The sequence below is a fragment of the Guptibacillus spartinae genome (genome assembly GCF_028610625.1).
Classification (GTDB): domain Bacteria; phylum Bacillota; class Bacilli; order Bacillales; family Guptibacillaceae; genus Guptibacillus; species Guptibacillus spartinae.
In genome coordinates this window covers 102165-119610 of sequence record NZ_JAQQWU010000002.1, presented here as the reverse complement: position 1 = coordinate 119610, position 17446 = coordinate 102165, and the positions used below count along the sequence as shown (strand labels likewise).

General features: G+C 39.6%; 16 protein-coding genes and 1 riboswitch. Of the genes, 11 read left to right on the top strand and 5 right to left on the bottom strand.

Going from position 1 to position 17446, the window contains the following annotated elements:
- Positions 1–3 precede the first annotated feature (3 nt).
- Both PQ511_RS04475 and PQ511_RS04470 read right to left on the bottom strand, forming a co-directional pair.
- Positions 4–804 (bottom strand): YqhG family protein, encoded by an 801-nt coding sequence (locus PQ511_RS04475; RefSeq protein ID WP_273850736.1) that lies wholly within the window; start codon positions 802–804, stop codon positions 4–6.
- Complete coding sequence (locus PQ511_RS04470) at positions 782–2452, bottom strand: DEAD/DEAH box helicase (RefSeq protein ID WP_273850735.1); 1671 nt, start codon at positions 2450–2452, stop codon at positions 782–784. The genes PQ511_RS04475 and PQ511_RS04470 overlap by 23 nt, the downstream gene beginning before the upstream one ends.
- A gap of 209 nt (positions 2453–2661) precedes the next feature.
- Positions 2662–2750: riboswitch (glycine riboswitch) on the top strand.
- A 206-nt stretch (positions 2751–2956) separates the two neighbouring features.
- Between PQ511_RS04470 and gcvT the strand changes: the two genes are divergently transcribed.
- The 3 genes from gcvT to gcvPB are packed head-to-tail and all read left to right on the top strand — an operon-like array spanning position 2957 to position 6880.
- Complete coding sequence (gcvT, locus tag PQ511_RS04465) at positions 2957–4057, top strand: glycine cleavage system aminomethyltransferase GcvT (protein WP_273850734.1); 1101 nt, start codon at positions 2957–2959, stop codon at positions 4055–4057.
- A 25-nt stretch (positions 4058–4082) separates the two neighbouring features.
- Positions 4083–5426 (top strand): aminomethyl-transferring glycine dehydrogenase subunit GcvPA, encoded by a 1344-nt coding sequence (gene gcvPA / locus PQ511_RS04460; protein WP_273850733.1) that lies wholly within the window; start codon positions 4083–4085, stop codon positions 5424–5426.
- Positions 5423–6880 carry an aminomethyl-transferring glycine dehydrogenase subunit GcvPB gene (gene gcvPB, locus PQ511_RS04455; protein WP_273850732.1) on the top strand — a complete coding sequence of 486 codons (1458 nt, stop codon included), beginning with the start codon at positions 5423–5425 and terminating at the stop codon, positions 6878–6880. Before gcvPA ends, gcvPB begins: the two co-directional genes overlap by 4 nt.
- Positions 6881–6938: 58 nt before the next feature.
- On the opposite strand, the gene PQ511_RS04450 is transcribed toward gcvPB, so the two are convergent.
- On the bottom strand, positions 6939–7310 hold the full coding sequence (locus tag PQ511_RS04450; RefSeq protein ID WP_224881155.1) for a rhodanese-like domain-containing protein: 372 nt from the start codon (positions 7308–7310) through the stop codon (positions 6939–6941).
- Between the two features lie 269 nt (positions 7311–7579).
- Between PQ511_RS04450 and PQ511_RS04445 the strand changes: the two genes are divergently transcribed.
- The 4 genes from PQ511_RS04445 (at position 7580) to PQ511_RS04430 (ending at position 13057) form a co-directional block, all read left to right on the top strand.
- Entirely contained in the window at positions 7580–8410 is an 831-nt protein-coding gene (locus tag PQ511_RS04445; protein WP_420541656.1) for a lipoate--protein ligase family protein, read from the top strand.
- Positions 8411–8823: 413 nt separating this feature from the next.
- Positions 8824–11388: a vitamin B12-dependent ribonucleotide reductase gene (locus PQ511_RS04440; protein WP_273850731.1), complete on the top strand. Its 2565-nt coding sequence runs from the start codon at positions 8824–8826 to the stop codon at positions 11386–11388.
- A gap of 183 nt (positions 11389–11571) precedes the next feature.
- Positions 11572–12018 carry a transcriptional regulator MntR gene (gene mntR / locus PQ511_RS04435; protein WP_194222127.1) on the top strand — a complete coding sequence of 149 codons (447 nt, stop codon included), beginning with the start codon at positions 11572–11574 and terminating at the stop codon, positions 12016–12018.
- A gap of 124 nt (positions 12019–12142) precedes the next feature.
- Positions 12143–13057 (top strand): patatin-like phospholipase family protein, encoded by a 915-nt coding sequence (locus PQ511_RS04430; RefSeq protein WP_273850730.1) that lies wholly within the window; start codon positions 12143–12145, stop codon positions 13055–13057.
- A gap of 101 nt (positions 13058–13158) precedes the next feature.
- Here the strand turns inward: PQ511_RS04430 and PQ511_RS04425 are convergent, their stop codons facing one another.
- On the bottom strand, positions 13159–13548 hold the full coding sequence (locus tag PQ511_RS04425; RefSeq protein ID WP_273850729.1) for an SA1362 family protein: 390 nt from the start codon (positions 13546–13548) through the stop codon (positions 13159–13161).
- 22 nt (positions 13549–13570) lie between these two features.
- Positions 13571–14518 (bottom strand): DUF1385 domain-containing protein, encoded by a 948-nt coding sequence (locus tag PQ511_RS04420; RefSeq protein ID WP_273850728.1) that lies wholly within the window; start codon positions 14516–14518, stop codon positions 13571–13573.
- Between the two features lie 218 nt (positions 14519–14736).
- Between PQ511_RS04420 and PQ511_RS04415 the strand changes: the two genes are divergently transcribed.
- The 4 genes from PQ511_RS04415 (at position 14737) to efp (ending at position 17445) form a co-directional block, all read left to right on the top strand.
- Positions 14737–15267: a YqhR family membrane protein gene (locus tag PQ511_RS04415; protein WP_273850727.1), complete on the top strand. Its 531-nt coding sequence runs from the start codon at positions 14737–14739 to the stop codon at positions 15265–15267.
- Positions 15268–15360: 93 nt separating this feature from the next.
- The gene (gene aroQ / locus PQ511_RS04410) at positions 15361–15780 is read left to right on the top strand and encodes a type II 3-dehydroquinate dehydratase (protein WP_273850726.1); all 420 of its coding nucleotides are present in this window, start codon (positions 15361–15363) and stop codon (positions 15778–15780) included.
- A gap of 20 nt (positions 15781–15800) precedes the next feature.
- Positions 15801–16868, top strand: coding sequence for a M24 family metallopeptidase (locus tag PQ511_RS04405; RefSeq protein ID WP_273850725.1), 1068 nt, complete (start codon positions 15801–15803; stop codon positions 16866–16868).
- 19 nt (positions 16869–16887) lie between these two features.
- On the top strand, positions 16888–17445 hold the full coding sequence (gene efp / locus PQ511_RS04400) for an elongation factor P (protein WP_273850724.1): 558 nt from the start codon (positions 16888–16890) through the stop codon (positions 17443–17445).
- Position 17446: the final 1 nt, after the last annotated feature.

The following is a 17446-nucleotide window of genomic DNA, read 5'->3' as shown; positions in this document are numbered from 1 at the left end:
TTTTTAAGTGGGGTATGGTTGTGATTCGATGCCAGGAACAAGGTGGAAAATACCCCCATTAATGATTTCTGCAGTAATGGTTGGTTCATACTGTTTCCTTAATGCCTCTTTTTCTACTTCATACCGTTGATCATTTGTATTACCCAGGTAAAATTGATCAAGAAGGTGTTGATCAGAAGCCCATCTCATTTGTGCCTCTTCCGCCCATTGTACATCCTCCTTTGCAAGCAACATTTCAACGACTCCTTCAAGTCTTTTTAAGCCACTTGCAGGCTTAATAATAGGCGTGACGGTAAAAGCATAATCCGGGATTTTGGGGGTAAGTGCTTTTTTAAGTAATAAATTGTGGAAATCATCGACTACCGCTCCACTAACAAGGTGGAGACCAAGTGAAAGAAGACGGTGTTTTTTTCGATCACATTGATAGGAAATCTTTATATTAAGACCGAGCCAAGGATGAAGAGGGTACTGCTGTTGAAAACTCGTTTGCACCTCCTCATAAAGACGAATGGAAGAGGCGAGTTTTTTTGTGGATGAAAAAATTTGATGAAGTCTCGGTGCCCCAAAATGAACAAATTCCCCATTTTCTTCAACGTTTTGATTAGTAATTAACGTGAGATTCATCGGTCGTGGTGTTCCACCAGTCTTTTCAAGATAGTGCCAATAAAACGGTCGGTTCATTAACTCTTTATCAAGTTCAATGGTCAGTTGAACATTCAGGAGGCCCGGTTTTTCTTGTAGGATGTGACAGTCATTTGCAAGAAAGTAGGAACGTAAATAATTATGAATATTTTCTTGATGCATTTGAATCCTCCTTTTGATAATTAATAAGTTCTTTCATGTTATCCATCTTTATACGAATCTCCCCCTCACTTTCAGAGTGAAGAAGAATATCAGAAATATGTTTTTCGATATCCCTCATTCCAAGTCGTGTTAAGATTTCATCTAACTGCCCTATGACACTTTCAAACAGTTGGATTTTTTCATATAGCAACGTAAGGATATGTTCTTCCACGGTATGTTTGGTAGCAAAATTATAAATGTGAACATCACCTTCTTGTCCAAGGCGGTGTATTCGACCAATGCGCTGCTCAATCCTCATAGGATTCCAGGGAAGATCATAGTTAATCACATGCTGACAAAATTGAAGGTTGATTCCTTCTCCACCAGCTTCTGTAGCGATAAGGACCTTTGCATGGTTTTTAAATAGCTCTCTCATCCAATCTTTCTTTCCACGTTTAAATCCTCCTCGAAAAGGAACAGAGGTGATGCCATGCTCTTTCAAAAACCATTGTAAATAGAGCTGGGTTGCACGATATTCCGTGAAAATAATGACTTTCCCTTCAATCGACTGAATTAATTCAAGCGCTTTTTCAGCTTTTGAATTTGTAGGGACACTTTCAATTTTCTTAATCAAGGAATGAATGAAGGTTTGTGTGACTTCATCCAAAGTCTCTTTTTCGAGCATTTTTTTTAACGTCATATAGGCAGCTTCACGACTTGAACAAATTTCTCTTAATAAAGTAATAATGGAAAATTGACTTCGGGTAGAAATTGGTTCTTTTTTCAACGCTTCAACTGAACGATAAAGATCTTCTTCTTCAGGTGAAAAAGTAATAGGGACAGTTCTTACAATGCGTTCTGGCCATTCCATTCCTGTATCTTCACGGCGGTTTCTTACCATTACTTTCTTTATGAGAGAACGAAGTCTCTCCTCGTCTTCTGGATTTTTTTCTTTGCTTTTGTAATCCTTTTCAAAATTTTCAAAGCTACCCAAATGACCTGGTTTAAGTAAGGATACAAGGTTAAAGACTTCATCAAGGCGATTTTGGACGGGGGTAGCTGTTAAAAGAAGACAGAATTTCTTTGGTAGATGTTGCACAAATTCATAGTTTTTTGTTCGACTGTTTTTTAAACGATGTGCTTCATCAATAATGACCATGTCATATTGTTGTTCATAAACAATGGACCGATGTGGCTCTCTTTTCGCTGTATCAATTGAGGAAACGACAACGTCACATTGATCCCAAACATAGCTTTTTCTTTGGACGACGGCAGGAATATAAAATTTTGTATTAAGCTCAATTGCCCATTGAGACACCAATGAAGCTGGGACAAGAATAAGTACTTTTTTGACTAATCCTCGAATCATATATTCTTTGATAATCAGACCAGCTTCGATTGTTTTTCCGAGACCAACTTCATCTGCTAGAATCGCTTTTCCATTCATCTCCTCTACAACTCGACGGGCTGCTTCAAGTTGGTAGGGGTGAGGTGTTAAATGAGGAAGGTGAGAAGGAGCTTGTAAACCAGTAAATGATGGGATGGCTCGATGATGTTCAGCTTCAATGGCGAGTTTGAAAAGTTCCCAGTTTGCCCAAGGTCCATCCTCATCGATTTGTTTAAGAAAGTGATTTGTCCACTCTTGACTGAATTGTAGTTCTGTTCTCAATTTGAAAACCCTTTCTTTAAAAACGTCATTTACGAATGATGTTTGAGTAATGTATAATATTGTTCGTGTTTAGTGTATTAGTTAAAATACTTTTATTATTAAAAAGATTGTTGCCAACGCCACTATGGTAGTGGTAGGATTGAAATCGAAAGCATTAATAGTATGAATCAATCGGTATCATCCAATACCTTAAAACTGAAAATAGGCGAATGAAAGCAAGAGGAGAGACTGCTAGATGCAGCGCCGAAGGAGCAAACAAATTTGTGAATCTCTCAGGCAAAAAGACTCTTGCTAGACGCACCTCTGGAGAGAGCTTCTGAAGCCGCCAAAGATGTAATTCTCGCAAGGTGCGAGAAGAAACTTTCAGGTCAAAAGGACAGAGAAAACGCGCTACTAATAGCGGGTTTCTCTGTCCTTTTTTATGCTTTAAATCACAAGGTTGGTTTTTGAAACAGGTGCCTATGAGATGACATAGGTTGAAATGAATGTTTAGGAGGGAATAACATGAGCGAATTATTGAAAACCCCGTTGTTTGAAACGTATAAGTCAATGGGTGCTAAAACAATTGATTTTGGTGGTTGGGCACTTCCGGTTCAATTTTCTAGTATTAAAGAGGAACATGAAGCTGTTAGAACGAGAGCTGGTTTATTTGATGTCTCTCATATGGGAGAAATTGATGTTCAAGGTGAACATGCGCTTGATTACCTTCAGAAAATGATGACGAATGATATAAGCAAACTGAAAGAAAATAGTGCTCAATATACGGCAATGTGTTATGAAGATGGTGGTACAGTGGATGATCTCCTCGTCTACAAACACTCTGATGAACATTACTTATTAGTCGTAAATGCTGCTAACACGGTAAAGGATTTTAACTGGCTAGAAAAGCATCTCGTTGAGGGAGTTTCAATTAACAACATTTCAAATGAGATGGCTCAATTAGCTATTCAGGGTCCGAAAGCCGAAATCATTTTGCAACGACTTACTGATACTGATCTTTCATCGATTGGCTTCTTTAAATTTCAAAGTAATGTCTTGATCGCAGATGTTAACACACTCGTTTCTCGAACAGGGTATACAGGCGAAGACGGTTTTGAGCTATATACTGCTTCAGAAGATGCTCCAACGCTTTGGAAAGCGATCCTTTCTGCGGGAGAACCTGAAAGTGTTTTGCCGTGTGGACTGGGCGCACGTGATACGCTCCGCTTTGAAGCGAAGCTTGCTCTTTATGGGCAAGAATTAACAAAGGATATCTCTCCCCTTGAAGCGGGCATCGGTTTTGCTGTTAAAACGAAAAAAGAGGCCGATTTTATTGGCAAATCTGCTCTCATTCGTCAGCGTGAAAAAGGGCTGGAGAGAAAGTTAGTTGGGATTGAAATGATTGGGCGAGGAATCCCTCGGACGAACTATTCAGTCTATAAAGGGGACCAAATGATTGGTGTAGTGACAACAGGGACACAGTCTCCTACCCTAAAGAAAAACGTTGGCCTAGCGCTCATTAAGATAGAGTATACAGAAATAGATACTGAGATTGAGGTAGAAATTCGCAACAAACGTGTACAAGCAAAGGTTGTACCATCACCATTTTATAAACGTCAAAAATAACCGGATACTGAGGAGGAGAGAACATATGAAACATCGCTACTTGCCAACAACTGATCAGGACAGGAAAGAAATGCTTGAAACGATAGGAGTGGACTCTGTTCAGGCTCTTTTTGAAGATATTCCTGAATCCATACGTTTTAAAGGCGATCTGAAAGTAGAGAAACAATTATTTGAACCAGAATTGATACGTTATATGTCAAAGCTTGCCTCAAAGAATGCTAATACGATGGAGAATGCGTCTTTCCTTGGTGCAGGAGTATATGATCACGCGATTCCTTCTGTCGTTGACCATGTCATTCGTCGTTCTGAGTTCTATACGGCCTATACGCCATACCAACCTGAAATTTCTCAAGGTGAATTACAGGCCATTTTTGAGTTTCAAACGATGATTAGTGAACTAACAGGAATGGAAGTAGCGAATTCCTCGATGTACGATGGTCCTACGGCTCTAGCAGAAGCGGGTCTACTAAGTGCCGGCCAAACTAAAAAGAAAAAAATCGTCGTCTCAAAAACAGTCCATCCCGAAGCGCGTGCTGTCATAGATACTTATGCCCTAGGTCAACGATTAACAGTGGTTGAAGTTGATTCGAGCAATGGCGTTACCGATTTAGATAAGCTTAAGAATGAAATTGACGAACATACAGCGTGCGTTATGGTACAATATCCGAATTTCTTTGGCCAACTTGAACCGTTACCTGAAATTGAAAAGCTTGTCCATGAGCAAAAAGCGATGTTTGTCGTTTCAAGTAACCCTCTTGCGCTTGGTCGCCTGACTCCACCGGGTGAAATGGGGGCAGATATTGTAGTAGGCGATTGTCAACCGTTTGGTATTCCTTCTCAATTTGGTGGTCCACACTGTGGCTATTTCGCTGTGACGAAAAAACTGATGCGAAAAGTCCCGGGTCGTTTGATCGGACAAACTACTGACGACAATGGCCAGCGCGGTTTTGTTCTCACATTACAAGCAAGAGAACAGCATATTCGCAGGGATAAAGCGACTTCAAATATTTGTTCTAACCAGGCTTTGAATGCTCTTGCTTCCTCTGTCGCAATGAGTGCCCTTGGAAAGAAGGGTGTACGTAAAATGGCAGAGCAAAATATAAAAAAAGCTCATTATGCAAAAGCACGTCTTGAAGAAGCGGGAGTGGAGACAGTATTTGATGGTGTTTATTTTAATGAATTTGTCATTAAGGTCAACGGGCCAATTAGGGAATTGAATCAGAAATTACTAGCGAAAGGCATGATCGGAGGATATGATCTAGGACGGGATTATCCTGAACTTAAAAATCACATGCTTGTCGCAGTAACAGAGAATCGAACAAAAGCTGAAATTGAACTGTTTGCAAAAGAAGTGGGGGGAGCACAATGAGTAAAAATCAGCCGTTAATATTTGAACTTAGTGAACCGGAACGTATTTCTTATAGTCTTCCTGAACTTGATGTTCCTGATATTGATCTAGACGCTTTGTTGCCAGATGAGTTCAATCGCAAAACTGAACCAGAGTTACCAGAAGTGTCAGAACTCCAATTAATGCGTCACTATACTGCATTATCGAAACGTAATCATGGTGTGGATTCTGGATTCTATCCGCTTGGCTCATGTACGATGAAGTACAATCCAAAGATTAATGAAGATGTGGCAAGATATCCAGGTTTTGCTTTCATTCATCCCCTTCAAGAAGAAGAAACGGTTCAGGGGGCATTGGAGATGATGTACAATCTTCAAGAGAACCTTGTTGCTGTAACCGGTATGGATGAGGTAACTCTCCAACCAGCAGCCGGGGCTCATGGGGAGTGGACAGGTTTAATGATGATTCGTGCGTATCATGAGGCAAATGGAGATTTTAATCGTACAAAAGTCATCGTGCCAGACTCTGCTCACGGCACTAATCCCGCCTCGGCCACCGTTGCTGGTTTTGAAGCAGTAACCGTTAAATCCAATGAAAAAGGGTTGGTTGATCTTGAAGATTTAAAGCGTGTTGTCAATCATGACACGGCAGCTTTAATGCTTACAAACCCGAATACACTTGGACTATTTGAAGAGCAAATTACCGAAATGGCGAAAATTATTCACGACGCTGGTGGAAAACTCTATTATGACGGTGCAAATATGAACGCTATTATGGGGGCAGCTAGACCAGGAGATATGGGCTTTGATGTTGTGCATTTAAATCTACACAAAACCTTTACTGGACCACATGGAGGGGGAGGACCTGGTTCAGGACCTGTGGGAGTTAAGTCAGATCTCATCCCATACCTTCCGAAACCAGTTCTTGTCAAAGAGAAGGATGCATATCGTTTTGATTATGATCGCCCTCAATCGATTGGACGAGTGAAGCCTTATTATGGAAACTTCGGAATTAACGTACGTGCTTATACGTACATTCGTACGATGGGACCTGAAGGGCTCAAGCAAGTATCCGAAAATGCAGTATTAAATGCAAACTATATGATGAGACGTCTTCAAGATGCATTTGTGCTGCCATATGAACAGCACTGTAAGCACGAATTTGTTATTTCTGGTAAGAAACAAAAGAAACTTGGTGTTCGTACGTTAGATATGGCCAAGCGCTTGCTTGATTTTGGGTATCACCCGCCTACAATTTATTTCCCTATCAATGTTGAAGAGTGTATGATGATTGAACCGACAGAAACTGAGTCTAAAGAAACACTTGATGAATTCTGTGATGTTCTGCTTCAAATTGCTAAAGAAGCAGAAGATAACCCTGAAATTGTTCAGGAAGCTCCTCATACCACTGTGATTGGTCGACTGGATGAAACGACAGCTGCTAGAAAACCAATATTACGATACCAAAAAGCGTAAATTTTCATACGTATTAACCTTTCCATAATAAAAAAAGCAGCTGCCAAGCAGCTGCTTTTTACTTCTTCTTTACTTTTCCGCCCCATTTTTTGAAGCCGCCTTTTAATTGATAAAGGTCCTTGATCCCATGTTTTCTAAGGATGCTTGCTGCACGAGCTACAATAATCCCATTATAATCATACATATAGACAGGTTGATCTTTGCGGATTTCTTTAATACGCATTTTAAGTTGACTAACAGGAATATTTCTTGCCCCGAGAATATGGCCATTATCAAATTCATTTGGTTCACGAACATCAATCAGCTGGGCTTTACGGTACCCTGCGCGGAATTCTTCCTCCGTTAACGTTTTCAAATTCCTTTTCTGTATGTAGCGAGTAATGACAACATACACAATGATCGCGACAAGTATTGCGATAATCCATTCCATATACTTTGTTACACCCTTTCAAGTAAAATCGACAACCTTAAGTTTACACGTCTTTACTGATTTCCGCAAAAGAAAAAAGAATTTCTATGCAATAAATTAAGGGGAAGGAGGGGTTTCCTATTTTTTATAGGACATAAGACGGGAATGGGAGTCGCGAAAGAGGCGGTCTTCCTTTTGAAAAAATTAAGAGTGTTCATTGGTCAACCATTTTCACCTCTGCTAGAATAGGAGGAGTGTTAGAAACTAACTGTGATAAAGGAGTACCGATAATGAAGCAATGGGCATTTATTAATTCGGGAGAACGTTCTCCAGCTTATAACATGGCACTAGATGAAGCGTTACTGAAATGGCACAGTGAAGGTGTTATCCCCCCGGTTATTCGTTTTTACGGCTGGGCTCCACCAACTCTATCAATCGGGTACTTCCAGCGTATTGAACGAGACATTGATATGGAAGCCGTGGATAAGCATGGACTAGGCTTTGTGAGACGCCCTACAGGAGGAAGAGCAGTTCTTCATGATAAAGAAGTTACATACAGCGTTATTGTCTCTGAAGATTATCCTGACATGCCATCAACGGTAAGAGAAGCGTATCGTGTTATTTCAGAAGGCTTATTGATTGGTTTTCAACAACTTGAATTAGATGCTTATTTCTCTGTTCCGGAAACAGAAGAAGAGAAAGAGGAGCTTCGGGCTCCAAGATCTGGTGTGTGTTTTGATTCACCTTCTTATTATGAACTTGTTGTTGAAGGAAGAAAAGTGGCTGGAAGCGCTCAAACGCGTCAAAAGGGCGTCATTCTCCAACATGGGTCGATCTTATTGGATATAGATGAAGATAAGTTGTTTGATTGTTTCAAATTTAAAAACGATCGTATTCGAGAACGAATGCAAAGAGGGTTTAGAAAAAAAGCAGTTGCCATTAATGCTCTTAGGCATAAACCCGTATCCATTCAAGAAGCGATAAAAGCTTTTTATGAGGGTTTTCAAACAGGACTTAATATTGAGCTAGTCCCTTTTGAATTATCAGCAGAACAAGAAGCTTACGTAAACCAATTAGCGGCAGAAAAATATGCAAGTAAGGAATGGAACTTTAGCAGATAAGCACCTTCGATGGGTGCTTTTTCCTATTGACTAAACAGGAACAAATGTTCTATAGTTATTTTCGTTGTAAGAAGTGAATCGGTTTTTATTAAAACTTTAATTTGAATTGAAAGACAGAATGTGGATAATTGTGCAATAGACAAAATTCTTCTTTTTTCTCTGTTCTCGTAATTCAATCTTGGATTATCGGGTGAAATCTCTAAAATTCACTCGATTTGAAAGTTGACAAATCGATAAAACTTTCGTCGTTTTACTATATGTAGTATTGGGTAAAGAATTCTGAACACTATATATGGTTGAAAATGATTGTCTGCGTGATGGACATGTGCTACTATTAATCAAGACGATTTATTACAGTTACATACATCTAGAGTTGCTCTTATATGTATAAATGTCGAAACGGAGGGGTTTATATGACAATACAAACCAATGAAAAAAGAAGGTCTATTAACATTGAACAGTTAAATAAAGATATTGAGATGTTTGCGCAAGTGCATCCTATTACAGAAGAAATGCACCTAAGTCACAAAGGTGTAAGTCGTCTTGTCATGCTAGATCGCTATGCCTTTAAAGATACAGAGAAAAAAACATTACAAAAAGGTGATTTCGTTGTTTTAACCATTAAGGAAGATCCGAAATTTCCAGCGCGAGGTCTCGGATACATTGAACAACTCGATCTAGCATCAAAGAAGGCAACTGTTGCTGTTCATGAAGACTACGTAGGCGTACTAGATACAGAGGAAGAGAGAGAGTCTGGACTGATTGTGCGTTCATTGGACGTTATTGAAAAGCCTCTAGAAGTTTATTATGAGCAAATTGCACGCCGAAACGCTCGTGGCTTAGCAGACGTGGAGAAAACAGATGGGGAAAAGAAATATTGGGAAGATCGTTTTTATCATGAATTATCTTCAATGAATTTTGTTCCTGCAGGTAGAGTACTGTATGGTGCAGGTGCTGATACCGAAGTAACGTATTTTAATTGCTATGTGATGCCTTTTCCTCAGGATTCAAGAGAAGGTATTTCAGAACACCGCAAACAAGTAATGGAAATTATGAGTCGCGGCGGCGGAGTAGGAACAAATGGCTCAACGCTTCGTCCGAGAAATACTCTTGCTAGAGGTGTTAATGGAAAGTCATCTGGGTCTGTCTCGTGGCTGGATGATATAGCAAAGCTTACACATCTTGTAGAGCAAGGTGGGTCACGTCGCGGTGCTCAAATGATAATGCTTGCAGATTGGCACCCGGATATTATTGAGTTCATTATTTCAAAAATGCAAAATCCACGTATTCTTCGTTTTCTTGTAGAAAACACGAAAGACGAGCAAATAAAGAAACTCGCGGAAGATAAATTGAAATTCACACCACTTTCAGATGCTGAAAGATCTATGTATCAAAGTATTTTAAATTATCGGAGTATCCCAGGTACAGGTGGTTTTGAAGAAAAAGTGATGCAAGATGCACAAGAGAAGTTAGCGACTGGCGGTACGTACTCGGTTCATAATCCAGACTTCTTAACTGGGGCAAATATTTCTGTTTGTCTTACGAAGGATTTCATGGATGCAGTTGAAAACGATACTGAATATGAGCTACGCTTTCCTGACGTAGAAAACTATACCAAGGAACAAATGAGTTTCTATAATGAGAACTGGCATGAATCAGGTGATGTTCGTGATTGGAAAGCCCAAGGGTTCCCTGTAAGAACGTATCGTAAAGTTCAGGCAAAAGAGCTATGGGATCTCATCAATATTTGTGCAACATACTCTGCTGAACCAGGTATTTTCTTTATTGACAATGCTAATGAAAAAACAAACGCTACCTCTTACGGACAAAAAGTAGTAGCAACGAATCCTTGTGGAGAGCAACCGTTAGCGCCTTATTCAGTTTGTAACCTGGCAGCTGTGAACCTTGCGGAAATGGCAAATAAGGAAACGAAAACAGTTGATTTTGATAAATTGAGAGAAACTGTTGAAGTAGGCGTAAGAATGCAAGATAACGTTATTGATGCAACGCCTTATTTCTTAAAAGAAAACGAAAAGCAAGCTCTAGGTGAGCGCCGTGTGGGTCTCGGAGTAATGGGACTTCACGATTTACTGATCTATTGCGAAACGGTTTATGGCTCAGAAGAAGGAAATAAGTTAACTGATCAAATATTTGAAACAATTGCTACAACGGCTTATCGTGCTTCAGTTGATTTAGCTAAGGAGAAAGGCAGTTTCCCGTTCCTTGAAGGTGAAACAGCAGAAGAGACAAATAGATTACGTGAAGCTTTTGTTAACACTGGATATATGCAACAAATGCCGAATGACTTACGAGACAACATTATGGATTACGGCATTCGTAACTCACACTTACTAACTGTAGCGCCAACAGGAAGTACAGGAACGATGGTAGGAGTTTCGACTGGTCTCGAACCATACTTTTCATTCTCCTATTTCCGTAGTGGTCGCCTTGGAAAGTTCATTGAAGTGAAGGCAGATATTCTTGCTGAATACTACGAGAAAAATCCAGAAGCAGATCCAGAAAAGCTTCCTGAATGGTTTGTTTCTGCCATGGAGCTTGCTCCTGAAGATCATGCTGACACACAATGTGTCATTCAGCGTTGGGTAGACAGCTCGATCTCTAAAACAGTAAACGCACCAAAAGGATATACGGTAAAGCAAGTAGAAGCTGTGTATGAGCGCCTTTACAATGGAGGGGCAAAGGGTGGAACGGTTTATGTGGATGGAAGCCGTGATTCTCAAGTTCTAACTCTTAAAGCAGAGGAAAATTCATTCGAACAGCTTGAATTTGAAGATGGTATGCAGGAAAAGAAACAAGTGGTTCTTGTCGATACGATTACTGATCTACGCTCAACTGACGTGACGATTGGCTCTGAAGTAGGCAATACGTGTCCAGTTTGTCGAAAAGGGCAAGTAAAAGAAATCGGCGGCTGTAATACGTGTGATAATTGTAGCGCCCAATTAAAGTGCGGGCTTTAAGATTGAAGAGTGAAGGATAAACGTTTTCCGTTTATCCTTCATCTTTTTGTTAGAACACATTGTGTCATTCAGCAAGACGAGGCCCTTAATAAAAGCACATGGAACCTTTCCTTGTATCCGCCCATACTATGGTGTATGCTTTTATTAACTGGCTTAAATGGAATAAAAGATGGAGGGAATCCAATGGCCACTACTCCAAGTATGGAAGATTATATTGAACGTATTTATGCACTAATAGACGGAAAAGGGTATGCTCGCGTATCAGACATTGCGGAAGCACTAGAGGTACATCCCTCCTCGGTAACGAAAATGATTCAAAAATTAGATAAAGGTAAATATGTCGTTTACGAAAAGTATCGCGGCTTCATGCTTACTCCCAAAGGGAAAAAGCTAGGAAAGCGACTCGTTGATCGCCATGCTTTGCTTGAACAGTTTCTGGGTGTTATCGGGGTTAATGAAGAGAACATATATGAAGATGTTGAAGGTATTGAACATCATTTAAGCTGGGACGCGATTGATCGAATTGGAGATCTCGTTCAATATTTCGAAGAAACGAATGTCCGAGTGGATGAACTTAGAGAAGTTCAGCGAAAAAATGAAGAAGCTCATGAGGAGCAATCCGAGGTGTAATCGGATTGTTCCTTTTTTTTATGTCTCTATTCGAAAACTGCCTAGATGAATCAAATTCCTCTTTTTTGTACTAAATCTTATCTTATAAGATTAGGCTTTAATAAGGTTGGAAGGAGGTAAGGTCTTGTATATTGACGGAGTGTTTTCAGGTGGGGGCGTAAAAGGAATTGCTCTTGTTGGAGCTCTTCAAGCTGTAGAGAAGAAAGGTCTAGCATTCAAAAGAACAGCCGGAACGAGTGCGGGGGCTCTGATTGCAGCATTGATTATGGCGGGATACAACGGGAGTGAATTAGAAAGTACGTTACTTGATACAGACTTGACGACATTATTAGAGAAAAATTCTGGTTTTACCTTTCCGCTACTTCGCTGGCTGATGTTATATTGGAATCTTGGTCTTTATTCAGGAAAAGACTTAGAAGCGTGGGTTGAGGAGTTATTAAAAAGAAAGGGAATTCTCACATTTGGTGATTTGCCTGAAGGATCACTTAAAATTATTGTTTCTGACATTACGAAAGGAAGGCTTGTCGTATTACCGGATGACCTCGCTCAATATGGATTTGTACCAGAACGGTTCTCTGTTGCAAAGGCAGTAAGAATGAGCGCGAGCTTACCTTTTTTCTTCAAGCCTCAGCCTCTCTATTCAATCAATGGGAAAAAACACTATATGGTAGATGGGGGGATATTAAGTAATTTTCCTTTGTGGGTATTTCAACCCCCCGATAATAAAAAACCACTAAGACCAGTGTTGGGTTTTCAATTAAGCGCTAATTTTAATCAAGTGAATGAAAATCACATTTCAAATGCTGTTGACATGTATCAGGCTCTCTTCGAAACAATGAAACGAGCTCATGATGCACGTTACATTGAAGATCAAAAGGCTCAAAACATAGTATTTATCCCAATTAATGAAGATCTAACGACCGCCTTTAAATTAGAAAGACAAGGCCAAAAAAAATTAATCATGTTAGGAAAAGAGCGGACTTCTCAGTTTCTCAATACGTGGAGGAAAATGCCAGAAATTAAAAGAAAGGGCGGTTGATCATCAACCACCCTTTCTTTTAATTTGGTAATTATTTTACATTTAGAACAAAGGCTATGATAAAACAACGGTTCACGTGATTTTAGCGCAGCAACCATTTTCTAAAATAGAGCCCTGTTTTTCTTCTTCCCTTTACGACCTTCAATGACCGTGAAAGGATTTTGTTTTTTATCTTCTTGCAATGAACGCTTTCTAGGCGTAAGTCGTTTGGAAGGAATGACCCTTAAGTGGGAGGCATTTCTTCTAGGTGCAACTTTTTTCTTTTTTAATTTTGAAGATTGTTTTGCAGCTCTTTGATAGGCAGTTGATTGTTGCCCCATTTTTTTAGCCATCAATTTTTTGGCAATAAAGATAATCACAATGGCAATGGCTGCAGTGATAAGAAGCTGCTTGAAAAGTCCACCCGGATCAGTGAGCACTTTCCATAAAAAACCAATAGCTGCGAGACCTATTAATAAATAAATCAGAGGTTGAACAACACGGCGCGACAAATGATTCACCTCCTGTTCATCTTTACACAACTTTAGTACTTGAATCATCTTCCTCTCGCACTTTATCTCGAGAAAGTAGTTCATTAAATGAGTGGATTGCTACGTCTACTTGCTTATCATCTGGATTTTTGGTCGTTAAGAGCTGTACCCATAACCCAGGATAACCAAGTGCTTTCAGTACTGGTATGTCTCTCACTTTATTCGTTAGTTGAAGAACTTCAAAAGAGACACCAAGGACAACTGGTATTAATGCGACTCGATATAGTAATCTCACCCATAATGGGTCAGTGGGAACTAATAGATAAATAAATACGCCAATGACTACTGTAAAAAGAATAAAACTACTTCCACATCGGTAATGAAGTCGAGACTGCTTCTGAACATTTTCAATTGTAATCGGTAATCCTGCTTCATAAGCATTGATTACTTTATGTTCAGCTCCATGGTACTGAAAAACTCTTTTAACGATGGGGGTGAGCGAAATAAAATAAATGTAGCCAAGCAGTAAAATTAGCTTGATAAAACCTTCAATTAAGTTCTGAACCACGTGTCCAGGAAAAATAAATTCTAATGAAGCCGCAGCAAGCGCAGGTAACAATGTAAAGATTGTTTTCACAAATGCGAAAGAAATTACGCCTATGGCAGCAGCGCCTAATAAGAGATTTAGTTTCGAAGGTTCTTCCTTACCGAGAACCTCCTCATCTTCAGAGGGATCGACATCATAACGCTCGCTAGAGAAGTTCAAATGTTTTGTTCCATTTCCACTAGCATCGATAATCGCAACAACTCCGCGAATGAAAGGGATTTTTTTAAGTTTTGTTCGAATCGGCTTCGGCTGCTTAGGAACTTCTAAATAATCAATTGAGCCATCCTTTCGCCGAATAGCGGTTACAGATGTATGTTTCCCTTGAAACATCACACCTTCAACAACCGCCTGCCCGCCATATGCAGGCTTATTTGTATCAGACAATATCTCTCACCAACCTATTATGAAGTAGAATGTTTTGAAACGATTATACTCTAACAAATGTACTTTATACCATTCTACAAGAAATAGGCAAAAACCTCTAGGTAAGAGATGCTAATATTCATTTTCCCCAACGATAGCGATTTTAATCTTTTCAATACACAAATTTCTAATAAATAATTTTATCTACATTAGGAAAAGCTAGGTGCGAGGTGAATGAAATGGAAAAAGAAAAGCAGCAGGACTCCAAGGAGAACGAGCAACTTGAACAAAATAAACAAGAACAGCCTCTTTCTTTTACTTCGAAAATTGTCACCATAGGGATTGCTGGTGGGCTGTTTTGGGGGCTAATTGGATATCTCACATATTTATTTAAATTCACAAAGATACCGCCTTCACTCATTCTATCTCCGTGGGCACTAGGTGAATGGAAAAACCAGCAGCTTGGACAATGGATAGGGATTCTTTCGATTGGGCTAATCTCAATCCTTGTAGCTTTTTTGTATAAAGTAACGCTTGTGAAAATTAATAACATGCTTGCAGGACTTGCATATGGTGTAGTGCTTTGGGTTATTGTCTTTTATTTACTTAACCCAATGTTCATTGACCTCCCAACAATCACCAATCTTGATCGCAATACGATTATTACAACACTCTGTTTGTATATACTGTATGGCGTGTTTATAGGATATTCAATATCCTTTGAATATCATGAGAATCAACAGAAGGTCACTTCCTATTCAAACAAATGAAGCTATGGTAGAATGTTCATGGAACATTCTCTTTTTTTTACACAACATAGGAGTCAGCAGGTCCTTACTAATTATTTTAATCAGGAGACTTACATGAAAACATTTTATGTCATTAATGGACCTAATTTAAATCGCCTTGGTAAACGGGAGCCTGGCATCTATGGAAGTGAAACGCTTGAAACATTAGAGCAACGATTGTCTCAATTAGCTAACGAGAATGAGGCAACTGTTATCTTCCATCAGTCCAACCATGAAGGTGAGATTATTGACTGGATTCATGAAGCAGAGAATGCTTCGGGAATTATTCTAAATCCAGGGGCCTTTACACATTATAGCTATGCCATCCGTGATGCCATTGCTAGTGTTCCGACTCAAGTTGTAGAGGTGCACATATCAAATGTACATAAGCGAGAGTCATTTCGACATACGTCTGTCATCTCACCGGTTACAGAAGGCCAAATTGTTGGGTTTGGATTAAAGGGTTATGAACTAGCATTACAGTCATTTTTATAATTCTAAAGGAGGACGAAGTTGTGGAACGTATTGAGAATCTACGTCAGTCATTTAAAGAGTATGATATTGATGCGATGTTAATTACTTCAGCAAGTAATCGCAGATATATTTCGCAGTTTACCGGAAGCTCAGGTGTTGTCCTAATTACTGAGAAGGAAGCAAAGTTTATAACAGACTTTCGTTATATTGATCAGGCCCAGGAGCAAGCAAAGGGTTTTGAGATTGTACAACATAAGGGTCCTATTGTAGAAGAAGTTGCTAAGTTAGCTAACGCCCTAGGAGTAAAGAAGCTAGGTTTTGAAGAAACGCAAGTTACATACCAGGTCTTTAAAACATATGAAGCTAAAGTTGAAGCGAGTCTTGTTCCTATCAATGGTCTTCTTGAAAAGCATCGTATGATCAAGGATTCTAGTGAATTAAACGTATTGAGAGAAGCTACCGAAATAGCGGATGCTGCTTTTCAACATATTACAAGCTATATTCGTACGGGGATAACTGAGCTTGATGTCTCCAATGAGCTTGAGTTTTTTATGAGAAAAAATGGCGCAACCTCATCTTCTTTTGATATTATAGTTGCGTCGGGTATTCGCTCAAGTCTTCCCCACGGTGTTGCAAGTGATAAAGTCATTGGAAAGAACGAACTAATCACACTTGATTTTGGCGCTTATTATAAAGGATATTGTTCCGATATAACCCGTACAGTGGCTGTTGGAGATCCTGGCGAAGAGCTTAAAAGTGTATACCACACGGTTCTCGAAGCTCAGCTTAAGGCAATGGAAGAAATTAAGCCCGGAATGAGCGGAAAAGAAGCAGATGCAATCTCCAGAGATCTTATAGCTGCAAAAGGTTATGGAGACTACTTTGGGCATACATTGGGTCATGGTGTAGGTCTAGAAGTACACGAAGGCCCAGCGCTTTCAACAAAATCTGATACAGTGTTAGAACCGGGTATGGTTGTGACCGTTGAACCAGGTATTTACCTCTCTGGTAAGGGCGGAGTACGAATAGAAGATGATACAGTCATCACCGAGACAGGAAATGAGGCATTGTCTCATTCAACTAAAGAATTACTGATTCTCGGCGAATAATGAAAGTGAGGGACTACTTATGATTTCTGTTAACGATTTAAAAACCGGTCTTACAATTGAAGTGGATAATGGGATCTGGACAGTAATGGAATTTCAGCACGTAAAACCTGGTAAAGGAGCAGCTTTCGTGAGAACAAAGCTACGCAACCTTCGTACTGGTGGAATTCAAGAAAAAACATTCCGTGCTGGAGAAAAGGTTTCAAAAGCTCATATTGAAAATCGTAAAATGCAATATCTTTACGCAAGTGGAGATATGCACACATTTATGGATACAACAACATATGAGCAAGTAGAACTTCCTACAGAGCAAATTAATTATGAACTTAAATTCCTTAAGGAAAACATGGAAATTTCGATTCGCACCTATGGTGAAGAAACAATTGGTGTAGAATTACCAAACACCGTTGAACTTGTAGTTACTGAAACTGAACCTGGTATTAAAGGTGATACAGCTTCAGGAGGCACAAAGCCAGCAACTGTTGAAACTGGTTTAACCGTTCAGGTACCTTTCTTTGTAAACCAGGGAGATATTCTCATTGTTGATACTTCTAAAGGTGAATATGTATCCCGAGGTTAAT